This window comes from Ornithinibacillus sp. 4-3 (assembly GCF_040958695.1).
Lineage (GTDB): Bacteria > Bacillota > Bacilli > Bacillales > Amphibacillaceae > CALAMD01.
Genome location: NZ_CP162599.1, coordinates 2155762 through 2175665 on the forward strand (window position 1 = coordinate 2155762; position 19904 = coordinate 2175665).

The following is a 19904-nucleotide window of genomic DNA, read 5'->3' on the forward strand; positions in this document are numbered from 1 at the left end:
GGAGGTATTTCCTATGCAAAAGACAGGATGGTTGATTTATGCACAGACAGATGCAAATGATAATCAATCCTATATCGACTGGTTTATGGAGGAAGCAGCTTTACAACAAATTGATTTAAAGCTTATTATTCGTGAAAACTTATCCATAGGAATCCTAAATAATAAACGTGCTGTCTTATTAGATGGGCAACCTGTTCCCCTTCCTGATTTTGTAATTGTACGAGTTCTTGAACCTTTGCTTAATTTACATTTTGAAGCATTAGGTGTTCGTTCCTTTAATTCAGCAGCTGTGTCACAAATTTGTAATCATAAAGCAATGACACATCATACAGTTCACTCCTTAGGCATTCCTATGGTCGATACTTTCTTTTTTAAGAAGGATCAGCTCGGGAGTACACCACCTATGTCTTTCCCATTTGTAATGAAGGAATGTACAGGGAGAAGTGGGAAACAAGTATATTTTATCGAAACAGAGGATGATTGGAACACTGCTCTTGATGCTCTAGGAACACCAGATGTAGTTATTCAATCCTGTGATGTACAATTAGGAAGAGATGTACGAGTTTTTATAGTTGGAAAAGAAATCATTGGAGCAGTATTGCGTAAGAGCACAAGTGATTTTCGAGCAAACTTTAAACTGGGTGGTTCTGCAGAAGTGTTTCCATTAGACGGAAAGAAAACAGAACTCATCCATAAAATCATTGGCCATTTTGACTTTGGGATGGTTGGTATTGATTTTCTTATCGATCATCAAGGTGATTTTCTATTTAATGAAATTGAGGATGTTGTCGGTTCACGGATTTTGAGTGCTACAACAGATACAAATATTTTACAAAAATATATTGCTTATATTAAAAAATGCTTAGCTTAAGAAAAACCAAGAAAAGCACTTGTTCTTTTAAATGATATTTCCTTGCCATAAAGATGTCCGTTACAGAAAGTCACTTTTCACCGGTTTGTGCTCAACCTCCTCGGAAAGCGAAATGGATTTCTGGAGCGACCACTTCTAGCCGTTTTAATTTATTACTTTCTAAAGTAAAACCCCGAATATCAGTGTATACACTGACATTCGGGGTTCTTCTTTAACCTTGTAATTCTTCTAAGCGTTGTTTTACTTTATTATATTTATCCAAGTAATCTTCTTCTTTCTGCTTCTCTTCCTCAACTAACTTTGCTGGTGCTTTTGCAACAAAACCTTGGTTAGAAAGCTTCTTCTGAACAAAGTCTACTTCCTTCTTCCATTTTGCTAATTCATTTTGCAGTCTTGCGATTTCCTTCTCAAAATCAATTAATCCTTCAAGTGGTAAATATAATTGTGCTCCAGTTACTACTGCAGACATTGCCTGATCTGGTACCTCAACCTTTGTTGCAATGACTAATTCACTTGGATTACAGAAACGTTCTAAGTACATTCTTTCATTTTCTAACTCACGAACAACTTCTTCATTTTCTGCTTGTATGAATAATGTGATTTGCTTAGACATTGGTGTATCTACTTCAGCGCGAATATTACGTACAGAACGAATGATAGAAACAAGACGCTTCATTTCATTTGCTGCTTCTAGGTCATGGAATTCTTTACGAACCTCTGGCCATTTTGCAACCGTAATAGAATCTCCTTCATGTGGTAGCTTCTGCCAGATTTCTTCGGTAATAAATGGCATATATGGATGTAACATACGCATCGTTTGATCAAGTACATGTGCTAGAACAGAACGAGTCGTTTTCTTCTGTGCTTCGTCTTCTCCATAGAGTACAAGCTTTGCCATTTCAATATACCAATCACATAAGTCATCCCAAATAAAATTATATAGATAACGGCCAGCTTCACCGAATTCATATTTATTTGTATTGGATGTAACATGTTCAATCGTTTCATTTAATCTTGTTAAAATCCACTTATCTGCAATCGATTTCTCACCTGTTAAATCAATATCCTCGTAAGTAAAGCCTTCTAAATTCATTAATGAAAATCGAGAAGCATTCCATACTTTATTCGCAAAGTTCCAAGTCGCCTCTACATTTTCCCATTGGAAACGTAAATCCTGTCCAGGCGAAGATCCTGTTAATAAGAAATAACGTAAAGAGTCTGCTCCATATTTCTCAATAACATCCATTGGATCAACACCATTGCCTAGTGATTTACTCATTTTTCGACCTTGTGCATCACGAATTAATCCATGAATAAGCACATCTTTAAAAGGTCTTTCCTCTGTAAATTCAAGAGATTGGAAAATCATTCGAGAAACCCAGAAGAAAATAATATCATACCCTGTTACTAACACATCTGTTGGGAAATAACGTTTGAAATCAGCGCTTTCTTCATCTGGCCAACCCATTGTTGAAAATGGCCATAGTGCCGAAGAAAACCATGTATCTAATACGTCTTCATCCTGTGTCCAGTTCTCAATATCTGCTGGTGCTTCTTTTCCAACATATATTTCCTTTGTTTCCTTGTGGTACCATGCTGGGATTCGATGCCCCCACCATAGTTGACGTGAAATACACCAATCACGAATATTTTCCATCCAATGTAAATAGGTTTTCTCAAAGCGGTTTGGTACAAAATTAACCTTGCCTTCCTCTTCTTGTAGATTAATTGCTGCATTTGCAAGAGGCTGCATTTTTACAAACCATTGTGTAGATAAATATGGCTCTACCACTGCTCCACTACGCTCCGAATGTCCTACTTGATGAACATGCTCTTCTATTTTGAAAAGTACCCCTGCATCTTGCAGGTCCTTAATGATTTGTTTACGACACTCAAAACGATCCAGTCCTTGATAAATGCCAGCATTTTCATTCATGGTGCCATCTTCATTCATCACAAGCACACGCTCTAATTGATGGCGATTACCGATTTCAAAGTCATTTGGATCATGAGCTGGTGTGATTTTAACAGCTCCAGAACCAAATTCCATATCAACATAATCATCTGCAACAATTTTTATTTCTCGCCCAACGATTGGTAACACAACTGTTTTTCCTACGAGGTGCTTATAACGCTCATCTTCAGGATGCACAGCAATTGCTGTATCTCCAAGCATTGTTTCTGGACGTGTTGTAGCTATTTCAATGAATTCATCACTATCTTTAATCGGATAGCGTAAATGATAGAAATTACCTTGTATTTCTTTATAAATTACTTCAATATCTGATAAGGCAGTTTTTGTTTGTGGATCCCAGTTAATAATATACTCTCCACGATAAATTAAGCCTTTTTCATATAAACGAATAAATACTTCTTTTACTGCTTCAGAAAGACCTTTATCCATCGTAAAACGTTCACGTGAATAATCTACACCAAGCCCTAGTTTCCCCCATTGCTCACGGATAAAGCTGGCATATTCCTCTTTCCATTCCCAAACCTTTTCTACAAACTTTTCTCTTCCAAGATCATAACGTGATATTCCTTGCTCACGTAATGTTGCTTCTACTCTTGCTTGTGTAGCAATACCAGCATGGTCCATTCCAGGTAACCAAAGCACATCATAACCCTGCATACGCTTCATACGAGATATCGTATCTTGCATGGTTGTATCCCAAGCATGACCTAAATGTAGTTTTCCAGTTACATTTGGTGGTGGAATAACAATGGTATAAGGCTCCTTATTCGGATCATCCTTTGCTTCAAAATACTTTCCTTCTAACCAAAATTGATAACGATTTTTCTCCACCTCTTGCGGATTATATTTTGTCGATAATGTGTTTGCTTGTTGATTATCCATGTAAATCCTCCTTTTTATACATAAAAAAACCTTTCCATCCAATAAAGGACGAAAAGGTATATTTCCGTGTTACCACCTTAATTTACAAGTTAAAAAAAACATGTACACTCAATTTTATAACGGAGATTCTCCGGCATTCTTCTACTGATTTCAAAGAAGCTGCATCCAGGGCGACCTTCTAAATTAATAAACCTAGAGAACTTTCAGCAAATGTTCCCCTCTCTACAAGGCATTAATCTATACTCTTCCCCTTCATCGCATTCACAAATGATTCACTTTTTAACAGATATTGATTTCATTTTAAAACCAATTCATAAAAAAAGCAACATTTTACATAAGAAATGCACAAATGCAACAGCTGAAAACATAGAATATAGCAAGCGGGCGGAAGGAGGATTGATTCATGTGGCTAGATTTTATCGTTATCGTCTGCCACCTTGGGCAAGAAACTGTATTTTCATTTGTGAAAAAGCGACATTACCTATTCTTATCTTTCAATTGATCCGAACATTATTTTTCCCAACTACATTAGATGTGCTTCTCCTAGGAATCTTTGTTGGTTTATTTATTGCCTTTCATTTAGAATGGATTTAAGATTTTTCTTGTTGTTCCACATGATCAGCAAAATGAAGACCAAAAATAATTTTCCGATAAAGCTTTTGTAGCTTCTGTACTGCTACTACCATATCTATTCGATGTAAAATGGACTGTTCAATCGTTTGCATATATTTGCTCATATCTAATAAATAAATGATCAGAAGCAGTAATTCTAACTTATTCAAAGGATTCACTTGGATATATGAACCAAAGAATAATTCATTCCAATCTTTAAAGTCCTTATCATAATACGTAGCTTCTTGGGAGAAGAGATGAACTAAATCATGTATAGCATTTTCAAAATAGGCATTTTCCCAACTTATTAAATGAAGTCTATTTGTACCAACAAAATGTTCTCGCCTTACATTTCCATGACATAAACTAATACTCCATTCATGCTGGTTATTTATTTCTTCAATGAATACAGAAAGCATGGTCAATATTCGTTCTATTGCTATGTTCATCTCTCGGTAATGCGTACAAACTTGTAATTCAACTGGCGACATATAATGCTGACGCTCAAATAACTCTACCCATTCAAGTAATCGAGTCTGCATTTGCCTACAATATGATTCATATTGATTAAAAGTTTTTACAGTTTGTTGCAATGGAAATACTGTACTTTTTTTGGTGTGCACATGCACATTTGCTAAAACCTGAAAATATTTAGACCAATCGATTTCTGCTTTTTCTAGCCAAGGTGTTATATAATAAATTTGGTTTTGATAATTGATATAGAGATCCTCTGATTGATGTAAATATACAGGAATTACTTCTGGAAGAGGAATGGTTGCTGCTAACTCATACACATGCAACCATTTTTTTAATTTATCGTCTGTCAATCTACTGCATTTCAATGCATATTTTTGCCGTTTCTGATCGGTTATTTCATAAACAGATTCTGAAATCTTTCGTTGGTTTATTGGATGAATTTGATAGGCTGCTAATATTTGCTCCAATGTTTCATGCATTGCATTTTATCTCCTTTATTTCCGAGATGGAATGATAAGTAATTGGCCAGTATTTAATATTTCATCCTCTAATTGGTTTTGTTTTTGTATTTGTGCCTTAGATACAGAAAATCTTTCACTAATACTTTCTAATGTATCTTCTCCTTGAACGATACATATTCGAAGCTGTGCAGTTTCATTTTCCTGTTCATCATTTGAGAAAATATCAGCCAAATAGCTAACACTTCCCCTATCTAAATCTTCCTCTTCTTCGTCCTCGTCTACTGTGTAATCTGCTGTTGCTCTTATTTCTAAATTAGTTTTCTCTTCCACAACAGGCTCTGGTTCATCTTCTTCTACTGCATAGTCTTCTGCTGCTCTTGTTTCCAAATTAGTTACCTCTTCTACAACAGGTTCTGGTTCATCCTCTTTTACTATATAATCTTCTGCTGCTCTTATTTCCAAATTAGTTACCTCTTCTACAACAGGTTCTGGTTCATCCTCTTCCACTGTATAATCTTCTGCTGCTCTTATTTCTAATTTAGTTAGCTCTTCTAAAACTGACTCTTGCTCTTCTTCCATCGCATTAGAAAATTCCTCTATCAAATGTGAGATTTCTTCTAAGCGTTTGTCACTTGGTTCTTCTATCTCACCTGATCTTAATACATCAGCTGAAAGTACTTCTTCTGGCTCAAGATCCTCTTGTTCTATCATTTCTATATCCTCATCACGTGTATCTATTGTAAATTGAAAATTATCTTCTTCTGGAGTTTCTTGTTTAGACTCTACTAATGTATCCTTCTCTAACTCTGTAATTCCATCAATATTTACTGTTGCAATCAATCGCAACTGATGAGCATTAGATAATTCATAATCAAATGAAGTTACATTGACCATCATGTCTGTATCCGTTTTGACTCGATACGTAGGAATTGAAATATTTACTGGAATAGGATGATGAAAAGCAATTCGCTGATCATCTATTTCTTGTACATTTTTCATAAATTGTTTTGCATGGTTCTCCCGGAAATCATCTTCTACATGTTCTTCTAAATCCGCTTTCACAAATTCCCCGTTCAATTCTAATACGCCATGAATATTCATATAGCTATTATCTGTTTGAAAAGAAACAACAGGATCTAGAGAAACTCTAATCATCTCCTCGACTCCATAGGCTTTATCAAGAAAAATAGTCTCTGTTATTTCAAAAGTAAATGGTGCACGATTAGGCATCATACCTCTTCCTTTCCCAAAAAATGTTGCATCTTCTAAACTACTATATGAAATGGACAAGCTAAATATTCTAAGGAATTATGAAAGAAATAAAAATAACTGTGCGGTTACTTCTCATAAAGTACGCACAGTTATTTCTTTCCTATTAACTAGAATCTATTATTCGATTGTAATTCCACCATTTGTAGTACGTGCTTTAATTTTATTTTCACCATTCCCATAAGAAACATCCCAATCTTTAGAGCCGAAAACATTAATTGATCCATTCACTGTACGTAAGTCAAGTGTTGCATTTGTAGGTTCTTGATTAGATTGAATCACAATTTTACCGTTTACTGTTTCAAGTTCCATTGGAAAATCAAATCCTTCTGTCACCACATTAATTCTACCATTTGTTGCTTTAGCTTCTGTTTCTCCAGCTATATTTTCTAAATTAATACGACCATTTGTCGCTTGTGCATCAACATTTCCAGTAATCGATTCTAATGTAATTCTTCCGTTAGTAGTGCTTGCAACTAAAGATGGAATCTCAATATCATTTGCTTCAATCACACCATTCGCTGTCTCTGCCGTTATTTTCTCTAATTCATTGTCTGGCAAATAAATATGAAAGGTTGATTTTGATTGAAATAGAAAATCAAGATCAAAGAAATTAAAGAAATTTTGCTTTGTTTTTATAACTTGCGTTTCGCCTTCTACGGAGCTAGTCATTTTTTCATGATTAACTGTTCTTCCTTTTGTATAATATTCAACCCTTGGCCCTTCCTCATCAACAGGTCGAAAATAAATAGATGTATTTCCAGTATCTATTTGCAGCTCATTAATAGCTTCCATATCTAAAGGTATGGTTTCTGATTTTTCTGCATTAGCAGATTTAGAATAAGATGAGAACGTGGCTGCCATACCAATAAAACCAACAATTACAAGCAGTATAGCTAAAGGAAGAATCATCTTCTTTTTATTCATAGGTAGCACCTCCTTTTACAATACGAATGTTAAATGAAAGATATTTAACAAATAATTTCAATGCATATTGTGTAATTGGATAAACAACGAGAAGTAATAAAAGTCCGATTCCGCTAATTGTTACTGACATAAATAATTCAAAGAAATGAAATAGCTCTGGTTGAAAAAGCGATTTAAATAATGCAGCTACTATTTGTACAATAAATGAAGCAGCAACAATCCATAAACTCAGAATCACACCTGCAATTGCTAAAAATGGTCCAAGAACAAGAATGAGATTAAGAAAACTAAGTCCAATAACAGCCCATATTGCACGGGCGATATTACCTGCAGAATGATCTTCTTTTGCTTTTTCTACGTAATAATTTGCATGTAAATCTTTTGCAAGCTTTTGTGGTGCGCCTAAGGATTGAGCTATTTCTTCTTCACTCTTTCCTTCCAATTGTCCTGCTTCGAAATATTCTTCAAAATCCTGAATGATATCCTCTTTTTCTTCCGCAGGTAAGCTTTTTAAATGCCGCAAAAACTCATCGATGAAATTGCGCTTATTCATATACATCCTCCTCCATTAAAGCATTAACTCCTTCTGTAAAATTTTCATATTCCTTCTTTTGCTCTTGAAGATATGCTTTTCCTTCATCTGTTAAATGATAATATTTTCTACTTGGTCCTTCTGATGACTCTTCTAGATAAGTTGTACAATATCCTTGTTTTAATATTCGCCTCAAAACCGGATAAACGGCTCCTTCTGATATCTCAATTTTACTTGTAATCTGTTTAATTAATTCATAGCCATAAAAATCTCGTTTATCAAGTAATACTAATACACAAAGCTCAAGCACTCCCTTTTTAAATTGTGCGTTCACTGAAAGTCACCCTCTTTCTGAACATCCTTATTGAATTCACTATAACACATCATATGGTATTGTTCAATAAACAATAGTATTTTTTATATAATAGCTGATGCCAAAAAACACCCTCCAAAAGATTTGGAGGGTGCTAATTTATTATAATGTTGCAAATACCTTGCGTGCTGCTTGAATTGTTTTTTCAATGTCTTCTTCTGTATGTGCTGTGGATAAAAATAATCCTTCAAATTGAGATGGTGGTAAGAAAATTCCTTCCTCAATCATCCCTTTATAATATTTTGCAAAGCGAGCTAAGTCAGAAGTTTGTGCTGTTTCATAGTTGGTAACAGGAACATCTGTAAAGAATACTCCTATCATTGCACCAACATGATTTACTTGAATTGGAATATTATATTCTGCAGCTGCAGCCTTATATCCATTAATAAGTTGAACTGCTCGCTCGTTCATCTGCTCATAAGATTGCTCTGTTAAAGCAGATAATGTTGCAATTCCTGCTGTCATTGCTAATGGATTTCCGGATAATGTTCCAGCCTGATAAATTGCACCAACTGGAGCAATATTTTGCATGATTTCTTTTTTACCACCATATGCACCGACTGGTAAACCACCACCAATAACTTTACCTAAGCAAGTTAAGTCTGGATCAATATCATAATGACCTTGTGCACTATGGTAGCCTACACGGAATCCAGTCATTACCTCATCCAAGATTAATAAAGAACCAAATTCGGTTGTAATTTCTCTTAAATGCTTTAGAAAATCATTTACAGGAGTTACAACTCCCATATTCCCAGACACAGGTTCTACAATTACTGCTGCTATGTCCTTACCAAATTCATCAAAAGCATAACGTACACTTTCCATATCATTATATGGAACAGTAATTGTATTTTGTGCTACAGATGAAGGAACACCTGGACTATCAGGCAAACCTAGAGTCGCTACACCGGATCCAGCTTTAATTAATAAGGAATCTGCATGACCATGATAATTTCCTTCAAATTTCAAAATCTTATCACGTCCTGTAAAACCACGGGCAACTCTTAGAGCACTCATTGTTGCTTCCGTGCCAGAGTTGACCATACGAATCATTTCAATAGAAGGTACTCTTTCCATCACTAATTTTGCTAAATCAATTTCTGTTTTGGAAGATGTACCGAAGCTTGTACCATAATCGACCATTTTTTTCAATTCATCAACTACATGCTCTGCACGGTGTCCTAAAATAAGTGGTCCCCAGCTGAGCACATAATCAATATATTCATTTCCATCTATATCAAAAATTTTTGAGCCTTGGCCTTTTTCCATATAGATAGGATCCATTTGTACGGATTTAAAAGCACGTACAGGAGAATTCACTCCTCCTGGCATTAGTTCAACAGCTTCTTTATACGCATCAATCGAGTTAGTAAATTTTTTCACAATGAACACCTCACCCTATTCATTTTATTAGAAGAGGTTCAAAAATCGCAATAAAAATGACGCGGCGAACAGAGGAACTTCGATTAAGTTCTAACACGTCCTGTGTCGAACGTCGAAGTCACCACAACACGCGCAAGTGCGTTAGCTTGCTTTTCCGTTACTCAAAGCTATGCCTCCTTGAACTTTCGACGCACACGATGTGCTACGACGTACAGGATGTGCTAGTGCGAATGTTGCTCTCGTGACGTTGCGAACCCAACCGATGATGGTCATTTTATCGTCCTTTTTGAACATGTACTATTAATTATTTAACCAACGAGCTACGTCTTTTGCAAAGTAAGTAATAATTAAATCTGCTCCTGCACGTTTCATAGATATTAATTTCTCTAATACAACAGCCTTTTCATCGATCCAGCCATTTAATGCAGCAGCTTTAATCATCGAATATTCCCCACTAACATTATAAGCAACAACTGGTGTGTTTGAAAGATTTCTAACATCACGAATAATATCTAAGTAAGATAAAGCAGGTTTAACAATTAAGAAATCCGCCCCTTCATCTAAGTCTGTGTTTGCTTCTCTTAATGCCTCTAAACGATTTGCTGGATCCATTTGATATGTCTTACGATCTCCAAATTGTGGCGTGCTATTTGCCGCATCACGGAATGGACCATAAAATGCAGAAGAATACTTAACTGCATAGGACATAATTGGAATATGTGTAAACCCTGCTTCATCTAAAGCAACACGAATCACGGTAACAAACCCATCCATCATATTAGATGGTGCAATGATATCTGCCCCTGCTTTCGCTTGAGAAACTGCTGTATCTGCTAATAATTTTAGAGAAGCATCATTATCGACATCATTATTTTCAATGACACCGCAATGACCATGTGAAGTATATTCACATAAGCATGTATCAGCTACAACTAACATTTCAGGGAATGTTTGCTTGATTAGGCGCGTTGCCTGCTGAACAATTCCTTCATCAATAAATGCTCCTGTACCATGCTCATCCTTCGCATGCGGAACGCCGAATAAAATAACTGCTTTAATTCCTAATTTCTGAACTTCTTTTACTTCTTCTGTAAGATTATCTAATGATAGCTGAAAGATTCCAGGCATCGAAGAAATTTCATTTTTAACATTTTCTCCTTCTGCCACAAAAATTGGATAAATAAAATCATTTGCAGTTAAAACTGTTTCTCTAACCAATGCTCGCATTGCTGGATTCACACGTAATCTACGATGTCTTTTAAATGCGTTATTTGTTTCCATCATCATTTTCCTTTCTTTTTAAGTACTCTCCCATTTCATTAACCATTCCTTCAATCGTAAACGATTCTGGCATAATTATCGAGTCAAAGCCTGCTTTTTCTGCACGCTTTGCCGTTGTTGTTCCAATACAAACTGCTGGAACTTTTTGAAAATGAAATGCTGGATCGACTATCTGACAAAATGAATCTATGGTAGAAGGACTAGTAAATGTTAATAAATCAATCTGTTCATGAAGCAATACATGATTCAACTCAGCTTTTGCTTCTGTATGATGTATTGTTTCATAAACTTCTACTAATTCAATCGAATAACCCTTTTGAGTAAACTTCTTTGGTAGTACATCTCGGGAACGATTTCCTCGTACTAGGAGCAGCTTTCCTTGTACCCCATATTGTTTAGCAAATTCATCTGCCATTGTTTCTGCATTAAATGTAGTTGGAATAAATTGAGCTGTATATCCTTTAGATTCCAGGGCTTGCGCTGTCTTTGTTCCAACTGTAGCAAACTGACAAGCTTCTAACTGTTCCGTTTGTTGGACTAACTCAAAGAAACTATTCACACCATTCACACTTGTAAAGAAAATCCACTCTATATCTTTTAAAGACTTTGCTATAAATGGATTTTCTTGTTTTATACGTATTTCAAGCAATGGTACCTCTATAGAAATACCATTGCTTTCTTTAATTAATGTTGAAAAAGCTTTTGCCTGCTTCTTTTCTCTTGTCACTAGAATTCGTTTTTGATATAAATCTGTGACCATTATTTCTTCAATTCCTCTTGGATAAGCTCTAAAATATTTTGCTCCTTTAGCTTTGCCGCCATTTCTGTTGCAATTGCTACCGGGTCTGTTCCGCGTACAACTTCGCTAATTGTTCTTTCACCTTCGCTTGTTGTAAGTGCAGCATGTAGGACAATCTCTTCCTGATCTACGTATGCATAGATACCTACTGGACCTTCATCTGCACCTTCAATTAATTTTACCAATTCTCTTTCCGTTGTTACTGCTTTAGCGGATTCTTCATCATTAATCATAGCTAAAATATTGCGAAGCTCTTTATCATCCTGACGACATTCAATTGCTAAAGCACCCTGCCCTGGAGCTGGTACAAACTTCTCAATATCTAGATATTCTGTAATGACTTCTTCACTTACACCTAAACGTTTTAAACCTGCAACTGCTAGAATAATGGCATCATAAGCTCCATCATTTAGCTGATCAATTCGCCCATCTACCGCCCCACGAATCCAAGGCGTATTTAAATCTGGGCGTAGGGAAAGAATTTGAGCTCGGCGACGTCCGCTACTTGTACCTACCTTAGCTCCTGCTGGTAAATCATCTAATTTGACATGATTACGACCAATATAAGCATCCCGTGCATCTTCACGTTCTGGAATAGCTGTTACTACTAATTCTTCTGGCAATATTGCTGGTAAATCCTTTAAACTATGTACTGCGAAGTCAATTTCCTTATTGAGTAGCGCCTGTTCAAGCTCTTCAATGAAAATCCCGCCTCCGCCAAGTGCAGCTAGGGAAACTGTTAAATTTTTATCACCAGAGGTCATGAATTCTTTTATTTCAATTTCATTCTGTACTCCAGCTTTTTTTAATTGATCAATCACCCAGTTTGTTTGAATTAATGCCAATTTACTCGTTCTAGTTCCTACAATAATTTTGCGCATATTTACATCTCCTTCACTATTTAATTAAAGTGAAAATTTGAAAGCAAACTAAATAAAAAATAATTCAGCAATAATAATAGAAACGCACCTATATTATATACCGAAACAATCTTTCCTTTGTACTTTTTTACTACTCGTAAAAATAAATACAACATATATACGACAACAACAATGATAGAGCCTAGTGTTTTAAAATCAATCCAATAAAACTCTGTTGTTGATACATACGCCCAAACAATTCCACAGGAAATACCAATGATTAATAACGGTACCCCAATAATCACTGTCATAAACGAGTAGTGATCTAACCATTTTAAGTTGCCAAAGCGCCAAATAAAAGAAATGGCCTTTTTATTTTTCAACAAATAGTACTGAATAAGATACATCAATGAAAACACGAAAGATAAAGTCAAACAGGCATAAGAAATAATTGTTATGACAATATGACTTAATAATATTTCATGAATAAATTGACTACTTTGTTGATTGATGAGTCGCTGTGCATTTAATAGGATGGATAACAACAAAATAATGAAGTTAAACACATTAATAAAAAAGATCGTAAAGTGCACAGCAAATTTCTGATTTAAAATAAGTGAAAAGGTAATTAAAATCCAAGCATAAAAAAACAATCCATCATTAAGTGTTAAAAATGGAATGGTTTTTAATACGAAAAATTGATGTAATAAGAGTGCGGTTTGAATTAACCAAACCGCACATAATAGTCTGAAAGCAAGCTGATTCACTTTCTTATTCTGTTTCATAAAATCAATAAAGTAACCAACTAAGCTTAATGCATAAATAATTAACAACAATTCAAAAATCCATTTTGATTCTAGCATGATGAAAGACCTTACTCTCTATTTAGAAGTAACTTTTTCTTTAAATTTCATTGGTTCTTGCTTCTTATTTGCTAGATACAGCTTCTCTTGTTGTTGCTGATGGAATGCTTCTACTTCATCCTCTATCCCAAAGATTGATACAAATAAATCAAGCTGTTCATCTGATTTCTCACTTCCAGCAAATTCTTTTATTTGTTTAATTGGGTCTTTTAATAATTGGTTAATAATACTTTTGGTATGTTTATTAAGTACTCTTTTTTCCCGATCTGTTAAATCTGGAATCTTTCTAAAAATACTTGTCAATGTTTCTTCTTGAATTTGATAGGCTTTTCCACGCAATGCCGTAATAATTGGTACAACACCTAATGTTACTAGCCAATCATTAAATTCAATAAGCTCTTTTTCTAGCTCTATTTCAATGATTTCTGCTGCTTCTCTTCTAGCTTGCATGTTATCATCTACAACATGCTGTAAATCATCAATATCATATAAAAAGACATTATCTAATTGATCAATAGCTGGATCAATATCGCGTGGAACAGCAATATCCACAATGAATAATGGTGCGCCTTTACGTTCTTTCTGAATTGGCTGTAATTGCTCTTTCGTTAAAACAGCAGAAGTAGCAGCTGTAGAACTAATCAAAATATCTGCTCGACTTAAAACTTCTAATAAATTAGCAGCTTCTTCAGCCTTAGCATCGAATTTAACAGCTAGCTCTTGGGCACGTGCTAACGTACGATTCACTACTGTGATTTCGCCTACACCTGTACCTTGTAAATTCTTTACAGCTAACTCTCCCATCTCTCCAGCTCCATAAATAACAACATGCTTATCTTGGATATCACCGAAGATTTTCTTTGCTAATTCAACGGCTGCATAACTAGTGGACACTGCCTGTTCGCCAATCGCAGTTTCTCTATGTCCTCTTTTAGCAAATGTAATTGCACGTTTAAACACTTCATTACATATCGTTCCAGTCACCTGAATCTGTTGTGCTAATAAGAATGCATCACGAACTTGACCAAGTATCTGTGTTTCTCCTAATACCATTGAATTTAAACCAACTGTAACGCGGAATAAATGCTCCACAGCAGCTTCATTTTCCGCAAATTGCAAAAAGGGTGTAAATTCCTCTTTATCTAGATCAAACCACTCAGCTAAGAACTGCTTCACATAATAACGACCAGTATGAAGCTGATCCACAACAACATAAAGCTCTGTACGATTACATGTAGAAATAATCACATTTTCCAGAATGCTCTTCTGTTTGTTTAATGTGATCATCGCTTCAGCTATAGTGTCCTCAGGGAATGTTAATTTTTCTCTAATTTCTATCGGTGCAGTTTTGTATGTAAAACCAACTTTTAAAATATGCACTTTATCTACTCCTCACAGGATTTAACAAAGTTTAAAATTATTATAATTCACTTCGATTAACAGTATAACATAAATCCTTTATTATTCAGCCTTTAATGTGTGAACAGTCTTTGACGTTTTGTTACTATTCATGAAAACAGGCATGATAGAAATTATCATACCTGCCTCCTATTTAAGATAAATACTCTCTTAACACTGCCCACGCAGCGTCTTTTCCTTCTCCTGTCTCGGAAGAAAAAGGAATGATTGTATCTCCCTCTACTAATTGAAACGCATTTTTAGTCTGTTTTATATGCTTTGGACGTTGATTCTTAGCTACTTTATCTAATTTTGTAGCAATAATAATGACTGGAATATCAAAATGCTTTAAGTAATGATACATTTGTAGATCATCCTTAGTTGGAGGATGACGAACATCAGTTAATAAAACAACTGCTCGGAGGTCTTCACGTGTCTCAAAATACTCCTCCATCATCTTGCCCCATTTTTCTCGCTCGCTTTTCGATATTTTCGCATATCCATAACCGGGAACATCTACAAAATAAAATCCTTCATTAATCAAATAAAAATTTAATGTTTGTGTCTTACCAGGCTTTGAAGACGTACGCACTAATTTTTTTCGTTGAATCATTCGATTGATAAATGATGATTTACCAACATTAGAACGCCCAGCTAAAGCAATTTCTGGGAGTCTGTCATCTGGATACTGTTTCTTACTGACGGCACTTATAATTATTTCTGCACTGTTTATCTTCATCTTATTCCTCCACAAGTGCATGCTTCAACACTTCATCTAAATGCGTAACCGTAATAAAGTTTAATTCATTACGAATACTCTCTGGAATATCCTCGATATCCTTCTCATTTTCTTCTGGAATAATAATGGTTGTGATTCCTGCTCGATGGGCACTTAAGGATTTTTCCTTTAAACCACCAATTGGTAAAACTCGACCACGCAAGGTAATTTCACCAGTCATTCCAACTTCTTTCTTTACTGCTCTTCCCGTCAATGCAGAAACCAATGCTGTAGCCATCGTTATTCCTGCTGACGGACCATCTTTAGGTGTTGCACCTTCTGGAACATGAATATGAATATCATATTTTTTATAAAATTCAGGATCAATTTTCAAGTCGTCTACACGTGAGCGAATATAACTAAATGCCGCTTGTGCAGATTCCTTCATTACATCTCCTAGCTTCCCAGTAAGAGTGAGCTCACCTTTACCAGGATAGTGAGTAACTTCAATAGATAAAGTATCTCCACCTACAGATGTATAAGCTAAACCTGTTGCTGCACCAACTTGATCCTCTTCTTCAATCTTCCCAAAACGGTAAATCGTTTTTCCTAATAAATCTTCCAATGATTTTTCAGTAACAATTACACGCTTCTTCTCACCAGAAACAATTAATTTGGCTGCTTTACGGCAGAGATTTGCAATTTGTCTTTCTAAACCACGCACCCCAGCCTCCCGTGTGTAATTACGAATTAACTTTAATAATGCTGCTTCACGGATTTGTAGGCTTCCTTTTTTAAGCCCATTTGCTTCGATTTGCTTATCAATTAAATGACGTAATGCAATATGTTTCTTTTCCACTTCTGTATAACCAGCAATAGAAATTAACTCCATTCGATCTAATAATGGACCTGGTATACTACTTACATCATTTGCCGTTGCAATAAATAAAACCTGTGATAAATTATATGTTTCTTCTATAAAATGATCACTAAATGTACTATTTTGTTCTGGATCCAATACTTCTAACATCGCAGAAGATGGATCTCCCCTAAAGTCATTCGACATCTTATCAATTTCATCTAATAAAAAGACAGGATTAATCGTACCTGCGCGTTTCATCCCTTGGATAATCCGCCCTGGCATGGCACCAATATATGTACGTCGATGTCCCCTAATTTCTGCTTCATCACGCACACCACCTAAAGAAATACGTACAAAGTTACGCTGAACAGCACTTGCGATCGAACGAGCTAAAGACGTTTTTCCGACCCCAGGTGGCCCAACTAAACATAAAATAGGACCTTTAATTGTATTCGTAAGCTTCTGTACTGCTAGATACTCTAAAATTCGTTCTTTTACTTTTTCTAGCCCATAATGGTCCTTATCTAATACTTGCTTTGCTTTCTCAATATCAATTCTATCTTTGGATTTCTTCGTCCAAGGTAATGAAAGTAACCAATCAATATAATTGCGAATAACAGAGCTCTCTGCTGAATTAGAAGGCATCTTTTCAAATCTGCTTAATTCCTTTGTAGCAATCTCTCGAATACGATCTGGCATATCTGATTCTTCAATTTTCTTTTTTAATTGCCCTGCTTCCCCAATACTTCCATCACTTTCACCAAGCTCTTGCTGAATTGCCTTGAGCTGTTCACGCAAATAATATTCCTTTTGGGTTTTATCCATAGAAGTTTTTACGCGTTTTCCAATACTCTTCTCTAGCTTCAATACTTTCTTCTCATCGGAAATGAGCTCTAATAAATATTGTAGTCGATCAGACACATTAGAACGTTCTATTATTTCCTGCTTATCCTTTAATTTAAGTGGTAAGTGTGATGCAATCATATCTGCAAAACGACTTGGGTCGTCGATATCAGAAACTGTTGCTAGCGTTTCTTCTGAAATTTTCTTTGAATATTGTATGTATTGGCTAAAATGCGTTAATAACAAACGCATATAAGCTTCTTCCTCGACTGCATCCCCATGAGTGTCCTCAATACGTCTTGCCTCAACTACAAAGGCATCTTCTTCCTCTGTATAGCGAACAATTTCTGCACGATGCAATCCTTCTACTAACACACGAATAATTCCATTAGGTAACTTAATCATTTGTTTAACTAAAGCAACTGTACCTATTCGAAAAATTTCTTCTTGACCGGGATCATCTGTACTCACTTGTTTCTGAGCAGCTAGGAAAATCATTTGATCCTCTAGCATTGCTTGTTCGAGGGACGAAACAGATTTTTCACGCCCAACATCTAAATGTAATACCATTGTTGGATAAATAATTATCCCACGTAATGGTAGGAGGGGTAATTGTTTTAATTCATTCGACATGTTCGTACCTCCATCTTCTCTCTTTACTTTACTCCATTAATTAATATATTCCAGACTTTTATCTCACCCTTTACAGCTTGTTTTTAGAGCAAAGGATTTACAAGCTATTCCTTATTTCGTGACTTATAGCTCATCTGATCAAAAATGCTTATATAAAGTCTATCTATTATCCCTTTATTTGTAAAATAATAATCATCTAATTATAGGCAATCTAACAAAAAGGCTGACATTATGGATTCTTTATTATACTCCATCAAATGGTTTGGAGAAAATAAAGCATAAGTCAGCCTTTATTATGTGATATCTTTTTTAATTCATTCTACTTTACTTCCAACAAATGCTTAGGCACTTTCTTTTGGAAATGGCTTATTCCCCTCTTTAATCGTACCATCACGTAAAATGAGCTTCGGTGCGTTACCTTCTTCTAACACAGTTTCTTTTGTGATTACACATTTTTCAATGTCCTCACGAGAAGGAAGGTCAAACATCACATCGAGCATAATCGTCTCAATGATGGATCGCAGACCACGTGCTCCTGTTTTACGCTCTACTGCTTTCTTCGCAATTTCAACAAGCGCATCCTTTTCAAACTCTAGCTCTACATCATCCATATCAAACAATTTCACATATTGTTTAACAAGCGCATTTTTCGGCTCCATTAAAATCCGAATTAAAGCAGCTTCATCTAATGGCTCTAGGCTTCCAATTACTGGAAGTCTCCCGATGAATTCTGGAATTAAGCCATAGCTTAATAAATCCTCCGGTAAAACCTTAGCTAATAATTGTCCAGGTAGTAGCTCTTCTTCTTTTGTTTGCTCCCCAAAACCAATTACTTTTTTACCGATACGACGTTTAATAATATCTTCAATACCGTCAAAGGCTCCACCAACGATAAATAAAATATTTGTTGTATCAATTTGAATGAATTCTTGATGTGGGTGCTTACGTCCACCTTGAGGAGGTACACTTGCAACTGTTCCCTCAAGAATTTTTAATAATGCTTGCTGTACACCTTCACCAGATACATCTCTTGTAATAGATGGGTTATCTGATTTACGAGCAACCTTATCAATTTCATCGATGTAAATAATACCTTTTTCTGCTTTTTCAATATCATAATCAGCAGCTTGAATAAGTTTTAATAAAATATTCTCTACGTCTTCTCCTACATAACCTGCTTCTGTTAATGATGTTGCATCTGCCATAGCAAATGGAACATTAAGAATACGCGCTAATGTTTGTGCGAGTAACGTCTTCCCACTCCCTGTTGGTCCAATGATTGCAATATTACTTTTTGCGAGTTCTACATCATCAGAATTCTTAGGGGAGTTAATTCGCTTATAATGATTATATACAGCAACAGATAGATTCTTCTTCGCCTTCTCTTGTCCAATTACATAATCATCAAGTGTTTCACAAATTTCTTTTGGCTTTGGAACATCTTTAAATTCTGGCTCTTCTTCGGCACCAAGTTCTTCTTCCACAATTTCATTACATAATTCGATACATTCATCACATATATAAACACCAGGTCCAGCTACAAGCTTACGAACTTGGTCTTGGCTTTTACCGCAAAACGAGCACTTCAATTGCCCTTTTTCCTCATTAAATTTAAACATTAATACATTCACCCCTAAAAGTTTAACTCAATGCATGATCCAATAAAGATAGGACTTCTAACATCATAGCAATCATATCAGATTGAAATTAGAAAACAAAACAATATACTCTAACAATATCTAAGTGATAACTACACAGTATTATCTATATGTTGAAATCAAATATTTAATCGTAGTAACTTAAATAATTTTTCTTAGTCTCTTGAATCCACGCCGAATAGAGATAAAAAACAATCCAAGAAACAGGTAAGTGACTGTATCTT

The 19904-nt window shown here is 35.4% G+C and carries 17 protein-coding genes and 1 other annotated feature; of the genes, 2 read left to right on the plus strand and 15 right to left on the minus strand.

The genetic code is table 11. The annotated features are described in order from the left end of the window. Positions 1-13 precede the first annotated feature (13 nt). Positions 14-871, plus strand: coding sequence for a RimK family alpha-L-glutamate ligase (locus tag AB4Y30_RS10635; protein WP_368652210.1), 858 nt, complete (start codon positions 14-16; stop codon positions 869-871). A gap of 211 nt (positions 872-1082) precedes the next feature. Here the strand turns inward: AB4Y30_RS10635 and AB4Y30_RS10640 are convergent, their stop codons facing one another. Beyond that, positions 1083-3728: a valine--tRNA ligase gene (locus tag AB4Y30_RS10640; protein WP_368652211.1), complete on the minus strand. Its 2646-nt coding sequence runs from the start codon at positions 3726-3728 to the stop codon at positions 1083-1085. A gap of 41 nt (positions 3729-3769) precedes the next feature. After that, positions 3770-3993: a binding site (T-box leader), on the minus strand. A 140-nt stretch (positions 3994-4133) separates the two neighbouring features. Here AB4Y30_RS10640 and AB4Y30_RS10645 point away from each other — a divergent pair. Further along, positions 4134-4322 carry a hypothetical protein gene (locus tag AB4Y30_RS10645; protein ID WP_368652212.1) on the plus strand — a complete coding sequence of 63 codons (189 nt, stop codon included), beginning with the start codon at positions 4134-4136 and terminating at the stop codon, positions 4320-4322. Here AB4Y30_RS10645 and AB4Y30_RS10650 read toward each other — a convergent pair. The 14 genes from AB4Y30_RS10650 to clpX form a co-directional block, all read right to left on the minus strand. Then, positions 4319-5296 (minus strand): hypothetical protein, encoded by a 978-nt coding sequence (locus tag AB4Y30_RS10650; protein WP_368652213.1) that lies wholly within the window; start codon positions 5294-5296, stop codon positions 4319-4321. The genes AB4Y30_RS10645 and AB4Y30_RS10650 overlap by 4 nt on opposite strands. A gap of 15 nt (positions 5297-5311) precedes the next feature. Next, the gene (spoVID, locus tag AB4Y30_RS10655; protein ID WP_368652214.1) at positions 5312-6508 is read right to left on the minus strand and encodes a stage VI sporulation protein D; all 1197 of its coding nucleotides are present in this window, start codon (positions 6506-6508) and stop codon (positions 5312-5314) included. Positions 6509-6667: 159 nt separating this feature from the next. After that, on the minus strand, positions 6668-7474 hold the full coding sequence (locus tag AB4Y30_RS10660) for a DUF4097 family beta strand repeat-containing protein (RefSeq protein WP_368652215.1): 807 nt from the start codon (positions 7472-7474) through the stop codon (positions 6668-6670). Beyond that, positions 7467-8027: a DUF1700 domain-containing protein gene (locus AB4Y30_RS10665; RefSeq protein ID WP_368652216.1), complete on the minus strand. Its 561-nt coding sequence runs from the start codon at positions 8025-8027 to the stop codon at positions 7467-7469. Before AB4Y30_RS10665 ends, AB4Y30_RS10660 begins: the two co-directional genes overlap by 8 nt. Continuing rightward, complete coding sequence (locus AB4Y30_RS10670) at positions 8020-8340, minus strand: PadR family transcriptional regulator (RefSeq protein WP_368652217.1); 321 nt, start codon at positions 8338-8340, stop codon at positions 8020-8022. Before AB4Y30_RS10670 ends, AB4Y30_RS10665 begins: the two co-directional genes overlap by 8 nt. A gap of 141 nt (positions 8341-8481) precedes the next feature. Further along, entirely contained in the window at positions 8482-9765 is a 1284-nt protein-coding gene (gene hemL / locus AB4Y30_RS10675) for a glutamate-1-semialdehyde 2,1-aminomutase (RefSeq protein ID WP_368652218.1), read from the minus strand. A 300-nt stretch (positions 9766-10065) separates the two neighbouring features. Further along, complete coding sequence (hemB, locus tag AB4Y30_RS10680; protein ID WP_368652219.1) at positions 10066-11046, minus strand: porphobilinogen synthase; 981 nt, start codon at positions 11044-11046, stop codon at positions 10066-10068. After that, positions 11033-11806 (minus strand): uroporphyrinogen-III synthase, encoded by a 774-nt coding sequence (locus AB4Y30_RS10685; protein WP_368652220.1) that lies wholly within the window; start codon positions 11804-11806, stop codon positions 11033-11035. The genes hemB and AB4Y30_RS10685 overlap by 14 nt, the downstream gene beginning before the upstream one ends. Further along, positions 11806-12726: a hydroxymethylbilane synthase gene (gene hemC / locus AB4Y30_RS10690; protein ID WP_368652221.1), complete on the minus strand. Its 921-nt coding sequence runs from the start codon at positions 12724-12726 to the stop codon at positions 11806-11808. The genes AB4Y30_RS10685 and hemC overlap by 1 nt, the downstream gene beginning before the upstream one ends. A 20-nt stretch (positions 12727-12746) precedes the next feature. Beyond that, on the minus strand, positions 12747-13568 hold the full coding sequence (locus AB4Y30_RS10695) for an inner membrane protein YpjD (RefSeq protein WP_368652222.1): 822 nt from the start codon (positions 13566-13568) through the stop codon (positions 12747-12749). A gap of 18 nt (positions 13569-13586) precedes the next feature. Further along, the gene (gene hemA / locus AB4Y30_RS10700; protein WP_368652223.1) at positions 13587-14948 is read right to left on the minus strand and encodes a glutamyl-tRNA reductase; all 1362 of its coding nucleotides are present in this window, start codon (positions 14946-14948) and stop codon (positions 13587-13589) included. Positions 14949-15120: 172 nt separating this feature from the next. Continuing rightward, positions 15121-15705, minus strand: a complete 585-nt coding sequence (gene yihA / locus AB4Y30_RS10705) for a ribosome biogenesis GTP-binding protein YihA/YsxC (protein ID WP_368652224.1) — start codon at positions 15703-15705, stop codon at positions 15121-15123. Between the two features lies 1 nt (position 15706). After that, positions 15707-18022 (minus strand): endopeptidase La, encoded by a 2316-nt coding sequence (gene lon, locus AB4Y30_RS10710; protein WP_368652225.1) that lies wholly within the window; start codon positions 18020-18022, stop codon positions 15707-15709. Positions 18023-18363: 341 nt separating this feature from the next. Continuing rightward, entirely contained in the window at positions 18364-19641 is a 1278-nt protein-coding gene (gene clpX, locus AB4Y30_RS10715; protein WP_368652226.1) for an ATP-dependent protease ATP-binding subunit ClpX, read from the minus strand. Between the last annotated feature and the right edge of the window lie 263 nt (positions 19642-19904).